Genomic DNA, 13,891 nt, shown 5'->3' on the forward strand with positions numbered 1-13,891 from the left:
GGGCACGGGAGGTGCCCCCACGCTGCGTTGCGTCAGTCGCCTACGCTCCGCGTGGGCTCGCCCCCTGCCTTCGGCGGGGGGACCCCCATCCTCCGGCCTGCGATGCACCACGCCAGACCCCGCTCACTGATCCGGCCTGATCGACCGGACAGGACCTAGATGAGAGGGCCCCGGGCGATCGCCCGGGGCCCCTCTCATGACGAGCACGGCCTACCAGGTGAAGCCGTCCTGCACCGCCATGCACTCCTTGTCGTTGGCGCCGTTCAGCGGCCGCGCCGATGTCGGCGTCTTGTTGTCGTCCTTCGGCGCCGTCTTCGGGTAGGTGTCACCCTGCCGCCAGTCCGCGCCCACGATCAGCGTGATGCCGGTGACGTCCGTCGACTTCTTCACCGAAGTCAGCGGAATCCCGAGGGACTTGGCGATCGCCTGGGCATCGCCCTCGAGTTCGGCGTTGGAGAACCGGATGACCGTGTTCGCCTGCGGATTGGTCGTGGCGTCGGCCTGGGCCCGGGTGAAGCCCTTGTCCGCCAGAATCCCGGCCACCGCCGTCGCCCTGCCCTTCGCGGCGAACTGACCGTCACCCGAAGTGCCGTTCTGCACCATCACCGCGATCTCGCCGGGCGCCGCCGCGGCGTCCTTGGAGGCGGCCGGGGTGGTGGCCGGCTTCTTCTTCGGCGCCTTGCCGTCCAGCGGGATGTCCTCGCGGACCATCCGGAACAACTGCTCCGCGTCGCCGGGCTTGGGCTCGACCTTGCCGCTGAAGCCCGGCCGCTCGGTGTAGAAGTTCGGCATGGTCGTCATGGTGATCCGGTCGGTCGGGACGCTCTTGAGCTCCTCGCCCAGGTCGTAGAGCTCCTTGACCGAGCCGATGCCCTTGTCGACGGTGAGCGCGCCGATCGCGGCCTCGGCGAGGTTGCGCAGCTTGGCCGGGTCGGTGAGCTTGGTGTTCTTCCGCAGCTCACGGACCATCGAGTTCATGTACATGTGCTGGGCGTGTGTACGGGCGAGGTCGGTGCCGTCCTCGAAGCCGTACCGCGTCCGCAGCCACTGCAGGGCCTGTTCGCCCTTGACCGGGTGGGTGCCCGCCTCCAGCTTGAGGCCGGAGCCCTGGCCCTGGCGGTTGCGCGAGTTGACGTTCTTCTCGACACAGACCGGGACGCCGCCGATGGCGTCGGCCATGGAGACCACACCGGCGAAGTCGATCATCATGAAGTGGTCGATGGTGATGCCGGTGAGTTCGTACCAGGTGGCCACCGTGCAGCCGGGCCCACCGCGGCCGAGCGATTCGTTCGTCAGTGTCCAGCCGGTCGCCGCGTACGTCTTGCCGGTGTCCGGGTCCTTGCACTCGGGCATTTTGACCACGGTGTCGCGCGGCATGCTGATCACCGAGATGTTGCTGCGGTCCGCCGAGACGTGCAGCAGCATCTGCACATCCGCGAGCGGTGTCCCGCCGAAGGTGTCCCTGGCGCCGCCGAGCTCTTGGTTCTTCTTGGAGTCCCGCGCGTCCGAGCCGATCAGCAGGATGTTCAACGGCGTCTGGCCCGCCGCGTTCGCCTGGTGCTCGCGCATCTTGTCGCCGAGCGTCAGGTCGTCCTTCTTGAGCTTGCTGTTGAGGTGCTCGTAATAGAGGTATCCGGCGCCGGCCGTGCCAAGTATCAGCAGCGACAGCACGGACGCGACCCAGCGCAGTACGCGGCGCTTGCCGCGTTTCCCGCGGCGTGGGCCGCCAAGCCGGTGACCTGAGCCCGGATCGTCGCCGGAGCCCTCCGCGCTCTCGGCATTCCCCGCCTCGGCGTCCTGCTCGTCGGACCGGGTCTGACGGCCGATCCGGGCGCGGCGGCCCTTGCCGGCCCCCCCGCCCCGCTCTCCGTACAGGCTGTCGTCCCAGCCCAGGTCACGGGCGTGCGGGACGCGCTCTCGCGTCCCCTCCCCCTGCACGCTTTTCTGTCCCACCCCGGGTCCCCCCTGTCGTTCAGGCTCGCCGCATGACCCGGTGTTCCGGGGTCACTTGGCGCACACCTGTTTGTCCGCTTCGACCTTCTGCACACCTTCCGGCGCTTTCGCCGGACCGGTGAGGGGCACCCCTGCCCCCTTGAAATCGGCGCCGAGGGTCAGGGTCATGGCCTCAAGACCCACGGCGTTCTTCGTGCCCGGCTTCAGCGCCGTGGCGGGCAGACCCATCAGGTCCGCGAGCTTGCGGGCCTGGTCGGCCTGGTTCGGCGCGTACACCAGCGTCGTCTTGGCGAGCTTCTGCGGGGCGTTGCCCTCATTGCTCGACTTCAGTACGCCTTCCTCGTTCTGCAGCCAGGTCAGTGTCGCCAGCGCCGCCCCTTGTGTGTCGCTGCCGTTGAAGACCGCGACGCGGACCTTGGACGCCTGCGCCCTCGGCCCCTTGAGCAGATTCGCCTGCTGGTTCTTGGCGTCCTGCTCCTTCTGCTTCACCTCGGTGAGCGAGGTGTCGTTCTGGATCATCGAGAACAGCGGCTTGGCCTTGCTCTCGTTGAGCAGCACCGTCGCGCCGTCGGTGTTGTCGACCACCGGCACCGTGGCGAAGGTGATGTTCTTCGGGTTGACCTTCTTGAGCTCCAGACCGAGATCGCGGAGCCGGGAGATCTTGCCTATGCCGGTGTCGACGGTGAGCGCCTTGGTGGCGGCCTCGGCCAGGTCCCACATCTTGGTGGGGCTGGAGAGGGTGTCGCTCGACTTCATCTTCCGGATCAGTGAACTCAGGAACTGCTGCTGGATCTCGATCCGGCTGAGGTCGCCGCCGAAGCCCACCGAGTGACGCGTGCGCACGAACGCCAGCGCCTGCTCACCCTCGACGACGTGCTTGCCCGCCGGGAGGTTGAGCTTGGAGTCCTTGTCCTTGATGTCCTTGGCGAGGCAGACCTCGACGCCGCCGACCGCCGAGGTCATCGTCTTGACCGCGTTGAAGTCGGCCATCATGAAGTGGTCGACGGTGACGCCGGTGATCTGCTTGACCGTCCGCATGGTGCAGCCCGGGTCGCGGCCCCCTTGCCCGAGGCTCTCGTTGAACCGCGTCCTGGTCGTACCGCCTATGACCTTGGTCCCCTCGGTCGTCTTGGTCTGGCAGTCCGGGATGTCGGTGATCAGGTCGCGCGGGATGGACAGGGCGGTCGCGTTCGTCCGGTCCTTGGAGACATGGAAGAGGATCGTGGTGTCGGCGTGCCCGACGCTGTTCTTGTCGCCGTAGCCGTCATTGCCCGCACCGGAGCGCTTGTCCGTGCCGATGATCAGGATGTTGACGGCCTGGTCCTTCTTGAAGCCGTCGCTGCCCGCTCCCGTGACATCGACCGTGTTCAGGTTCGAGTCGAAGTGCTGGTAGACGAGGTACGCGCCGGCGGCTCCGGCAACCACGACGAAAGCCATCACGCCGCCCGTCCACAGCAGCGCCTTCTTCTTGCGCGAAGTGGACTGCTTGCGCTTGCGGCGGCCGGCAGTGGGGGGAATGGTACCGCCCGAGGCATTGCCCGTACGGCGCGAGCGCTGACCGGGTACGTCCCTGCCCGGGGTCGCTGTCCCGCGATCGTCCTCGGGACGTCTCGGGGCCGGGGGCCTCGCACCGGCGCGCCTTGATCCGCCGCCGCCCGAACCGGTGCTTCTCGACGGGGACGACTGCGGTGCGGATTGGTCCAGTCGCAATTCGTAATTGCCGGTGTGCGGGTTAAGTACCCACTGGTCGGCGGGGTCGATCTCGTCCGCCCGTCCACGGCTTTGCGCATCCACGGTTGCTTGAGTCCTCCGTCGGTGCCACGCGAGGCGCCTCCCCCGAAGGGCGCTCGGTCTTTCGATCCAGCAGTGCGCGACCCGAGGTCGGAAGCACCGGATCGCGTCACACTATCCGCCCAGTTCAACGGGAAGCGACGCCCGTGACAAATTCCACGCCCCTTACAACCGGGCAATCCGCCCAATCTTCATGGACTTCCCGCACTGGCTTGGTCATCGCTTTACTCACACATGCCCACGGCGGCGTTCGTTCCGGAGAATGTCGGTGCCGGAGTCGGGCTCACGGAACCGGTGCCGTCGGGCTTCTCGTCCGTCGGTGTTTCCGCGTTTTTGTCCTCCGCTTTTTTGTTCTTCTTGTCCTTGTCCGGGACGACGCGGACGAGCCTGTCCTCGCGCAGCCGCTTGAAGAGCTCGCTCGCCTCCGGCTCGACCAGTTCGTCACGGTTCGGGTCGGCGGAGTACGGCTGGCGCGGAACCGTAAGGAATTGCACCTTTTCGGTCGGTACGTTGCGAATTGAGCGGGTCAGGTCGTACAGATCCCTCAGCGAGTCCAGCCCCGGGTCGGTCGTCAGTGACTTCGTCGCCGCGTCGAGCACCGGGTAGAGCCGGATCGGATTGAGCAGTACGCCATTGCTCTGCACCTTCTTGACCAGCGCGCCGAGAAACTGCTGCTGGCGTTCCATACGTTCGGTGTCGCTGCCGTTGCCGATGGACTTGCGGGCCCGTACGAAACCGAGGGCCTGCTCGCCGTTCAGCTTCTGCTTGCCGGCGCGCAGCCGCAGATGCGCGTCGGCGTCGTCGATCGGCTCCTTGAGACAGACCTCGACGCCGTGCACTGCGTCGACCATGGCTTTGAAGCCCCGGAAGTCCACCACCATGTGGTGATCGATCCGGATGCCGGTGAATCCCTCGACGGTACGGATGGTGCAGGCCGCGCCGCCGAACTCGAACGCCCAGTTGAACTGCGCGAACTGCGGCTTCGTGCGGGTGCCGTCGGGCTTGCGGCAGCTGGGGATGTCGACCATGAGATCGCGTGGGACGGACATCGCCGTCGCGCTCTGCCGGTCCGCGGCGATGTGCAGCAGGATCGTGGTGTCGGAGCGCTGGCTGCCGCCGTCGTCGCGGCCGTACTTGCTGTTGCCCGCGCCGGAGCGGGTGTCCGAGCCGAGGAGAAGGATGTTCTGCGCCTCGAGCGAGACGGGCCTGGGGCGTTCCTTCTCGTACGTCCGCAGCTCGGCGGCCGCGGTGGTGTCCGTGGTGATGTTGGCGTCGAGCTTGCGGTAGAACCACCAGCCGACGCCCGCGGCGGCGAGAACGACGACGGAGGTGCCGAGGGCGGCCCAACGGAGCCAGTGGCGCTTGTGCTTGGGGGTTTCGGCTTCGGCGTCCGTGCCGCCGTCCGTGCCGCCGTCCGTACCGTCACCGGCGTCGGCGTCCGCAGCGGCGCGTGAGTCCGCACCGCTGTCGGTGCCCGCGCTGGTGTCCGCTGCGTCCGCTTCCGTACCGGCGTCAGCGCCCGGCTCCGTGCCGGGCTCCCTACCGGGGGCGGATCTACTGGACTCCCCACCCGCGTCCTTGCCGGCTTCGCCGCCCCCGGCCGGGCCGTCCGGTTCGGAGGGCGTGCCAGCAGTGTCCGTCACGTCTGCGTCCATCCTTCGTGGCGTCGGCGGCGCGCTGGGTCGCCGATCGCAGGACTAGACGGCAGAACCTCGCGCGTGGTTGTGCGTTGAAGCACGCGTATCGCCGATCATCCACCGGAGTTGACGCAGGATCCCGGGGGCTCGGCCCGGGTGTGCGCCACACGGGTGGACCTCAGAGGGTTGTCATACAGCGGTGCTGGTGACGCGCTCGTCCGCGATCCGCTTTTCGAGGCCCTCCTGGGGCAGTTTGCCGAGGTTTCGGCACAGCACAACGGACCCGCCGGCCGCGAGCGGCGCGTACAGCCCGGCGGACAGCCCCTCCCAGGTGTCGTACGAAAGCCCCGTCAGCAAGCGCGACCCGGGCCCGAGGCCCAGCTCGGCCGCATCCGTACGAGCCCGCTCGACCAGGCCGGCGCCGCTCAGTTCCGTATCGCCCACGACGAGCGCGGGCGCGGCCGGGTCCACCGGCGCGTACGGCGCGAAGCGGTCGCCCTGCCCGGGCACCTCCACCGCGTAGTCGGCGAAGCCCGCCGGGGGCTGCGGGAAACGCCCGCCCAGCGGGCGCAGCGCGAGCGCCACCCGCTCGCCGGAGCAGGCGCGCGCCTCCTCCAGGGTGTCGGGACCGCTGACGACGAGATCCGCGTCGGCCGGATCGCCGCCCACCTCGACGCATACGCCGACCGACGAACAGGCGAGCAGCCAGACCGCGCTCTGCCAGTGCGCGGGAAGCAGCAGAGCGAGCCGGTCGCCGGGCGCGGCGGCGAGGTCGCCCTGGAGCAGATTCGCGGTCTTTGCCACCCAATTGGCGAGGGTCGCCACGGACAATTCGACCCGCTCACCGGTGGCATCGTCGTAGAAAGTGACCAAGGGGCGTGCCGGGTCCGCGGCGAGCGCGGATCGCAGCAGGTCGGCAGGGGTACGGTCGCTGGCGTTCACCCGCGCAAGGGTACGCGGCGACGGCGGGACCCTGCCGCCGTACGGGTGGCGGGGTACACCGGTCGGACGGATGGGCCGCCGGTTTCCCGAAAGGCGGAGTGGGCGGACCCGGCTCAGGATCGTTTTCATGCGTGGATTCCTGGCTACTTCGATCGGCGTCGCGTGCTCAGCCGCACTGGTGCTTCCCCTCTGGCTGTCCTCCGGAACGGTGGCCGCGGCGCCACCGTCGCCGGATCTCCCCGGCTCCACCCAGTCGTTGCCACTGGCGGCGATGAGGGCATCGGACCGGTCTCTCGGCCCGACGGCGGAACAGGGATTGACCCAGCGTGACGTCAGACCCTTCTCCCTCCTAGGTGTCGTCTGGGACGACGCGAACGCCGAGCTGCACGGCACGGTCCAGGTCCGCACGCGGGCCGTGGGCTCCGGCCAGTGGTCGGGCTGGCTGGATGTGGAGACCCACAACGACGAGCACGGCGCGGATCTCGACAGCGAGGAGCGCGCCTCGGGGAAAGTACGCGGTTCGACGGCCCCGTTGTGGGTGGGGGAGTCGGACGGCGTGGAGGCACGCGTACGGGCGGAGACGACGTCCGAACCGGCCCAGTTGCCCAAGGGGCTGCGCCTCGAACTCGTGGACCCGGGCAAGGTACCGGCTCCGCAGGTACCGGTCCCGGAGGAACCGGCGGCACAGGAGCCCGCGGCGGACGAGCCCGCGGACCCGGTGGGCTTCGGGCCCGTACTCGGGCTGCCCTTCCGCGCGGCCGCGGACGTACCGGAGACGGCACCGGACGAACTCCCGGCCCTCTCCCAGGAGGAGACGGAGGCCGAGGCGGGCCTGGAGCAGGTGGTGGGAGCGAAGCCGTACATCGGACCGCGCCCCGCCATCATCACGCGCAAGGGATGGGGCGCCGACGAGTCCCTGCGCGAGCCGGACTTCGTCTATACGAACACGGTCAAAGCGGCATTTGTGCACCACACCGCGACCGGCAACAGCTATACCTGCGCGGAGGCGCCCTCCGTCCTTCGCGGTATCTACCGCTACCACGTAGTGAGCAGCGGCTGGCGCGACATCGGCTACAACTTCGCCATCGACAAGTGCGGAAACATCTACGAAGGACGGGCGGGAGGCGTGACCAAGGCCGTCCTCGGCGCACACACCCTCGGTTTCAACACCGACAGCATGGGCATCGCCGTGCTCGGCACGTACAGTTCCTCCACTCCGCCGGCGGCCGCGGTCACCGCGATCGCCAAACTGACGGCCTGGAAGCTCGGGCTGTTCGGAGGCAATCCCCTCGGCAAGGTGCTGCTGACGTCCGGCGGGAGCGGCAAGTACGAGAAGGGCGCGAAGGTCACCTTCAACGTCATTTCCGGGCACCGGGACGGATTCCTGACGGAGTGCCCGGGAGCCCTGCTCTACGGCAAGCTCGGCGCGGCGCGGAGCGCCTCGGCCGCGTACCAGGGCCGCTGACAGGGAGTGCGCCACACCAACTGCATACACTGCCGGTCTCCAACGATTGACCGTGCCGGCCCCAGCAGGAAGCAGAGACGACAAGGTGACAGAAGCGATCCTCCTGGTCGGTGGCAAAGGCACCCGACTGCGCCCGCTCACCGTCAACACTCCCAAGCCGATGGTCCCGGCGGCGGGCGTACCGTTCCTGACGCATCAACTGGCGCGGGCAAGGGCGGCGGGGGTCGAGCACATCGTGCTGGCGACGTCGTATCTGGCGGAGGTCTTCGAGCCGTACTTCGGCGACGGCTCGGCGCTCGGGCTCCATCTGGAGTACGTCACCGAGGAGGAGCCGCTCGGCACGGGCGGCGCGATCCGCAACGTCGCCTCCCGGCTGCGGTCGGGCCCCGACGACCCGGTGCTGATCTTCAACGGCGACATCCTGACGGGCCTGGACATCGAGGCACTGGTCGCCACGCACCGGTCCTCCGGTGCGGACGTCTCGCTGCACCTGACACGGGTCGAGGACCCCCGGGCGTTCGGTCTGGTCCCGACCGACGCCGACGGGCGCGTCCGTGCCTTCCTGGAAAAGCCCCAGACGCCCGAGGAGATCGTCACCGACCAGATCAACGCGGGGGCGTACGTCTTCCGCCGCTCCGTCATCGACACGATCCCGGCCGGCCGTCCCGTCTCCGTGGAACGCGAGACCTTCCCCGACCTGCTCTCCTCCGGGGCGCACCTGCAGGGCATGGTCGACTCCACCTACTGGCTCGACCTCGGCACCCCCCAGGCCTTCGTCCGCGGCTCGGCCGATCTGGTGATGGGCCGCGCCCCGTCCCCGGCGGTCCAGGGCAGCTGCGGCGACTGCCTGGTCCTGCCGACGGCCAGGGTGGCCCCCGACGCGAAACTGACGGGCGGCACGGTCATCGGCGCGAACGCGGTGATCGCCGAGGGCGCCCGTATCGACGGCAGCGCGGTCCTCGACGGCGCGATCGTGGAGGAGGGCGCGGTCGTCACCGCCTCCCTGATCGGCGCGGGCGCACGCATCGGCGCCCGTACGGTCCTGTCGGACGTGGTCATCGGCGACGGCGCGGTGGTGGGCCCGGACAACGAACTCCGCGACGGCGCGAGGGTGTGGTGCGGCGCGGTCATCCCGGCGTCGTCGGTCCGCTTCTCCTCGGACCAGTAGCCGGAGCGCCACGCGCGAGCTGCCCGTACCCTCATACACCGTGGCAGGACGCTTCGCACCGGACCGACCCACCCGCACCACCGTGCGCGGCGGTCACACCGCCCTGCCCAAAGCCGTTCCCCGGCAGGTCACCGCCGCCCGCACCCGCCGCTGGACACCCCCCGGCCCCCTTGACCTGGGTCTCGTCCTCGGACCGCTGCGCCGCGGCCCCGCCGATCCCACCTTCCGTACGTCCCCCGACGGCTCCGTCTGGCGCGCCAGCCGTACGCCCGCGGGGCCCGGCACGCTCAGGGTCGCGCTGCGGGCCGACAGCGGCATCGCCGAGGCCGAGGCGTGGGGCCCCGGCGCGGAGTGGCTGCTCGACCAGTTGCCCGCGATGCTGGGCGCAGGGGACGATCCCGCCGCCTTCACCCCCCGCCACCGCCTCGTCGCCGTGTCCCAGCACCGCCGCCCGGGCCTGCGGCTGACCCGCACCTCGCTCGTCATGGAAGCCCTGATCCCGTCGATCCTGGAACAGAAGGTCACGACGGGCGAGGCGTACCGGGCCTGGCGGCTGCTCGTCCGCAAGCACGGCGAGCCCGCTCCGGGCCCGGACGACCGGCTGCATGTCATGCCGGACCCCCGCACCTGGGCGCTGATCCCCTCCTGGGAGTGGCACCGCGCGGGCGTCGACAACAAGCGCGCCTCCACGATCCTGCGCGCCGTCCGCGTCGCCCGCCGACTGGAGGAGGCCGCGGCGATGGAGCCCCAACAGGCCCAGGAACGGCTGGAGTTGATCCCCGGCATCGGCCCTTGGACCTCCGCCGAAACCATCCAGCGCAGCAACGGCGCCCCCGACGCGGTGACCGTCGGCGATCTGCACCTGCCCGGCATCGTCGGCTACGCGCTCGCGGGCGACCGCCACGCCGACGACGCGGCGATGCTCGAACTCCTGGCCCCCTACGCGGGCCAGCGCCACCGCGCCGCCCGCCTGATCCTCCTGAGCGGCCGCACCCCGGCCCGCCGCACCCCGAAGATGCCCCGCAGCGACATCGCGAGCCTGTAGTAAGCCGAGGGCGGCACAGCTGAATTGAGTGAGTGGTGAACGATATGCGGGCCAAGAGGGTCCGCGCAGGGCTCAGCGCACCTCGATGAACGCGGAAGCCTCCCGCGCCGGCCGCTCCTTCGCCGGCGCAGCCGCGTGCCCCACCGCCACCGCCCCCATCGGGTCCCACCCCTCCGGAAGCCCCAGCACGTCCCGTACGACCTCGCGGCAGAACATCGTCGAGGACACCCACGCCGAGCCGAGCCGCTCGCCCGCCAGTGCCACCAGGAAGTTCTGGACGCCCGCGCCCGCCGCGACCACGAACATCTCGCGTTCGGCGGCGTCGCGGCGCTCGTCGCCGTAGTGGTGCGAGCCGTCCATCACCAGGCACGGCACCACCAGGTACGGCGCGCGGCGCAGCACCTCGCCGCGGCGGACCCGCTTCGCGATGGACTCCGGCGACTTGCCGTCGCGCCGCAGGTCGGCGATCCACGCGTCCCGCATCGCGTCCAGCAACTCCGTGCGCGCCGAGGCCGATTCGAGCAGGACGAAGCGCCAGGGCGTCGTGTGGTGCGGCGCGGGTGCCGTGACGGCCGCGGCGACGGCCCGCCGGACCGCGCCGCCGTCCACCGGCTCGTCGGTGAACTCGCGGACCGTACGCCGCAGGGTCACCGCCTCCCGTACCGCCTCGGACGTCCCGAGCCGGAACATGTCGTCCGCGGCAACTCGCACCATCGCGCGTGCGCCGTCCTCGCCGCCCACCAGATGGGCCAGGCCCCTGACCACCGCGACCGGCAGCCCCTCCGTCTTGCCCTTGACCAGGTCGCCCGCCGCGGCCAGTTCGTCCGCGGTGGCGACGACGGTCGCGTTCAGCGGGTTGCCGTGCGCGTCGCTGCCGCCCCGCAGATCGTCCAGGACCCGCACGCCCGCCGCGCCGATCGCGACATCGGTCAGACCGTTGCGCCAGGGCCGCCCGAACGTGTCCGTGACGATCACGCCGACGTCCACGCCGAGCGTCTCCCGCAGCCCCTCGCGGATCGCCCGCGCCGACGCGTCGGGATCGGCGGGCAGCAACAGCACGGTCCCGGCAGGGGTGTTGGAGGCATCGACCCCGGCCGCGGCCATCACCAGGCCCTGCCGGTTCTCGACGATGCGAAGGGTGCCGCGGCGCGCCACGACCCGTACCGTCTCCGCGTCGATGGCGGCCTCGCGGTCGTCCGCCGCGACGACCCGCCCCTCAGCCTTGCTCACGATCTTGGACGTGACCAGCAGGACATCGCCGTCCACGAGCCCCGGCTCGGTCGCGGAGATCAGCTTGGCGAGGTCGTCGCCCGGCCGTACCTCGCCGAGACCGGGCAGTGCCCAGACGCGGTACGACGGCGAGCTCACGCCCGTACCTCCTCGGCGAGCGCCAGCGCTTGGCGCGCCATCTCGGCGGCGGCGTCCGTGTCCGTCATCAGCAGTGGCACGGCCCGGCAGCGGATCCCCGCCTCCTCGACCTCTGCCACGGCGCCCGCGTCGACGGTGTCGACGAGCCAGCCGTCCAGCAGCCCGGAGCCGTAGTGCCGGGCCACGGCCGCGGCCCTCGCCTCGACGCCCACCGCGGCGAGCACCTTGTCGGCCATCCCGCGCACGGGCGCGTCCCCGACGATGGGGGACAGGCCCACCACCGGGACGCCCGCCTCGGCGATGGCCTCGCGGATCCCCGGCACCGCCAGGATCGTGCCGACGCTGACGACGGGGTTGGACGGCGGGAAGACGATGACGTCGGCCGCGGCGATCGCCTCGAGCACACCCGGCGCGGGCTTCGCCTGGTCCGCGCCGACGGGCACGACCGCCTCCGCGGCCACCGACGCCCGCAGCTTCACCCAGTACTCCTGGAAGTGGATGACCTTCTTCTCGCCGTCCACCTCGACGGCGACATGCGTCTCGACGCGGTCGTCGGACATCGGCAGCAGCCGCACGCCCGGATTCCAGCGGGCGCACAGCGCCTCGGTGACGGCGCTGAGCGGATAGCCCGCGGCGAGCATCTGCGTACGGACGATGTGCGTGGCGAAGTCACGGTCGCCGAGACCGAACCACTCGGGGCCGACGCCGTACGCCGCGAGCTCCTCCTTGACCCGGAAGCTCTCGTCCGTACGCCCCCAGCCCTGCTCTTCGTTGATGCCACCGCCGAGGGTGTACATCACGGTGTCGAGGTCGGGGCAGACCTTCAGCCCGAACAGATGGATGTCGTCACCGGTGTTGCCGATCACCGTGACGTCCGCTTCGGGCGCGGCCTGCTTGAGACCGCGGAGGAAACGGGCGCCGCCGATGCCGCCGGCCAGAACCACAATGCGCATGGACAGCAGTTTGTCAGGCGGGTACGGCATCCCGGTCGGCCGGGGAGCACTGGGAGCCGTGCATCGGCATATCGGTCAGGCCCGGGTAGTAGACGTGCAGGCTGACGGCAGGCTCGAGCGAGTCATTGACCACCTCGTGCACATATCCGGGCGCGAACACCCGCTGCGCGCCCGCGGCCAGCGAGCGGGACGACTGCTCGGTGCGCTCGGTGAGCTCGCCGTCGAGGACGGTCAGGACGCCCGAGGACAGGCCGTGGTCGTGCAGTCCGCTGCCCTGACCGGGGACCCAGGACAGCAGCCACACCTCGTAGCCGGGGCCGGTCCGCAGCCGGTGGTACCAGCGGGTCGTGGTGTCGTACTGGACGAGATGGGCCCACTGCGCGCGATCGGCGGCGATGGAGCGGGCAAGACCGACGAAGTCGGCGACGGTGGCCGGGTGCTCCCGGGCGGGCTGGAGAAGGTGCTGTACGGCGAGGATGTCGCCGGCGATCTGGAGGTCGCTGTCGCTGTTCATGGGTGCGGTGGTTCCTCGGCAGAGAAGTGCAGGGGGTCGCAGGACATGCGGGCGGAGCTACATGCGGAGAAGAAGCCGGAGCGCTACGGGCGCATCAACAGCTGGAACAGCAACAGCGGGCCTGGACAGCGCTGCGGAACCCACGGAGCGGGGTCGCGAGGTGCGCTGAGGTCGCTGGCATGGGATCAAAGGTGACGGTTGGGTTCTTTGCTTGTCAACCCGATGCCCGATTTGGTGGCAATGTTTCACCTCATCCGGTTACTCCGCCCGGAGAAAGGTTTGTGCACTCGCGACCCGGGAGACATGGCGCAGCAACCGCGCTCGCAAACGCCGCGGCGGGTCCCGTGATCGGACTGTGATCCGGATCGCTTAAATGGCTGGATCGCAACATGATCGAACCCTGCGGCGTCCTCTCCCGTGAGAGGGGGTCGCGGGCAGGCGCCGCCGGCAAGTGCCAGGTTTTTGCTGATTTGCACACTTTCCGCATAGCTTTGGTTCCGCAGAGTGAATACCGGGCCCAATAGCAGATCTCGGCTTGACTGGCCCGGAGCACCGCACTTGTAATTTCACTCGTGTCGTTCGGCCGAAATCGATAACGGCAACACCACGGGGACGCAAAAACAGACGAGGGGCGCACATGACCGAGCTGTTCGAACAACTGCTGGTCGAGGACGCGGACGAGGAACTCGGCTGGCAGGAGCGCGCGTTGTGCGCCCAGACCGATCCCGAGTCCTTCTTCCCCGAGAAGGGCGGCTCCACCCGCGAGGCCAAGAAGGTCTGCCTCGCCTGCGAGGTCCGCTCCGAATGCCTCGAGTACGCCCTCGCCAACGATGAGCGATTCGGTATCTGGGGCGGCCTGTCCGAGCGCGAACGCCGCCGGCTCAAGAAGGCCGCCGTCTGAACGCCGCACGGATACCCGAGACCGAGACCAACGCCCAGACCTCCACAGAAGCCCGACAGAACACCACAAGTCAGTACGTAAACCACGGTCCGCCGACTGCGCAGTCTCAGCAGTCGGCGGACCGCTCTAGTACCAGCCGTTAGTGTGGGGCCCC

11 protein-coding genes are annotated in these 13,891 nt (G+C 69.8%); 4 read left to right on the plus strand and 7 right to left on the minus strand.

All coding sequences use genetic code 11. The features are described from left to right. Nucleotides 1–210: 210 nt before the first annotated feature. The 4 genes from OHA61_RS23650 to OHA61_RS23665 all read right to left on the minus strand — a co-directional run bounded on the left by OHA61_RS23650 (nucleotide 211) and on the right by OHA61_RS23665 (nucleotide 6,323). A complete protein-coding gene (locus tag OHA61_RS23650; RefSeq protein WP_406304716.1) occupies nucleotides 211–1,953 on the minus strand; it encodes an LCP family protein in 1,743 nt (580 codons plus the stop codon). A 51-nt stretch (nucleotides 1,954–2,004) separates the two neighbouring features. Then, nucleotides 2,005–3,747, minus strand: a complete 1,743-nt coding sequence (locus OHA61_RS23655) for an LCP family protein (protein ID WP_406304717.1) — start codon at nucleotides 3,745–3,747, stop codon at nucleotides 2,005–2,007. Nucleotides 3,748–3,968: 221 nt separating this feature from the next. Beyond that, on the minus strand, nucleotides 3,969–5,399 hold the full coding sequence (locus tag OHA61_RS23660; protein ID WP_406304718.1) for an LCP family protein: 1,431 nt from the start codon (nucleotides 5,397–5,399) through the stop codon (nucleotides 3,969–3,971). A gap of 171 nt (nucleotides 5,400–5,570) precedes the next feature. Continuing rightward, the gene (locus OHA61_RS23665) at nucleotides 5,571–6,323 is read right to left on the minus strand and encodes a TIGR03089 family protein (RefSeq protein ID WP_406304719.1); all 753 of its coding nucleotides are present in this window, start codon (nucleotides 6,321–6,323) and stop codon (nucleotides 5,571–5,573) included. A gap of 127 nt (nucleotides 6,324–6,450) precedes the next feature. Between OHA61_RS23665 and OHA61_RS23670 the strand changes: the two genes are divergently transcribed. From OHA61_RS23670 to OHA61_RS23680, 3 genes are all read left to right on the plus strand, one after another. After that, nucleotides 6,451–7,788 (plus strand): N-acetylmuramoyl-L-alanine amidase, encoded by a 1,338-nt coding sequence (locus tag OHA61_RS23670; RefSeq protein WP_406304720.1) that lies wholly within the window; start codon nucleotides 6,451–6,453, stop codon nucleotides 7,786–7,788. 85 nt (nucleotides 7,789–7,873) lie between these two features. Beyond that, complete coding sequence (locus OHA61_RS23675; RefSeq protein WP_406304721.1) at nucleotides 7,874–8,956, plus strand: sugar phosphate nucleotidyltransferase; 1,083 nt, start codon at nucleotides 7,874–7,876, stop codon at nucleotides 8,954–8,956. A 40-nt stretch (nucleotides 8,957–8,996) separates the two neighbouring features. Continuing rightward, nucleotides 8,997–10,001 (plus strand): DNA-3-methyladenine glycosylase family protein, encoded by a 1,005-nt coding sequence (locus OHA61_RS23680; RefSeq protein WP_406304722.1) that lies wholly within the window; start codon nucleotides 8,997–8,999, stop codon nucleotides 9,999–10,001. Between the two features lie 72 nt (nucleotides 10,002–10,073). On the opposite strand, the gene OHA61_RS23685 is transcribed toward OHA61_RS23680, so the two are convergent. From OHA61_RS23685 to OHA61_RS23695, 3 genes are read right to left on the minus strand one after another with little or no spacing between them, the layout of a single operon-like run. Further along, the gene (locus OHA61_RS23685) at nucleotides 10,074–11,369 is read right to left on the minus strand and encodes a coenzyme F420-0:L-glutamate ligase (RefSeq protein ID WP_406304723.1); all 1,296 of its coding nucleotides are present in this window, start codon (nucleotides 11,367–11,369) and stop codon (nucleotides 10,074–10,076) included. After that, complete coding sequence (gene cofD, locus OHA61_RS23690) at nucleotides 11,366–12,322, minus strand: 2-phospho-L-lactate transferase (protein ID WP_324976985.1); 957 nt, start codon at nucleotides 12,320–12,322, stop codon at nucleotides 11,366–11,368. The genes OHA61_RS23685 and cofD overlap by 4 nt, the downstream gene beginning before the upstream one ends. 13 nt (nucleotides 12,323–12,335) lie before the next feature. Next, complete coding sequence (locus tag OHA61_RS23695; protein ID WP_389374368.1) at nucleotides 12,336–12,836, minus strand: cysteine dioxygenase; 501 nt, start codon at nucleotides 12,834–12,836, stop codon at nucleotides 12,336–12,338. Between the two features lie 637 nt (nucleotides 12,837–13,473). Between OHA61_RS23695 and OHA61_RS23700 the strand changes: the two genes are divergently transcribed. Beyond that, nucleotides 13,474–13,737 (plus strand): WhiB family transcriptional regulator, encoded by a 264-nt coding sequence (locus tag OHA61_RS23700; protein WP_023541320.1) that lies wholly within the window; start codon nucleotides 13,474–13,476, stop codon nucleotides 13,735–13,737. Nucleotides 13,738–13,891 lie beyond the last annotated feature (154 nt).

The sequence above is a fragment of the Streptomyces sp. NBC_00885 genome, assembly GCF_045207475.1.
Classification (GTDB): domain Bacteria; phylum Actinomycetota; class Actinomycetes; order Streptomycetales; family Streptomycetaceae; genus Streptomyces.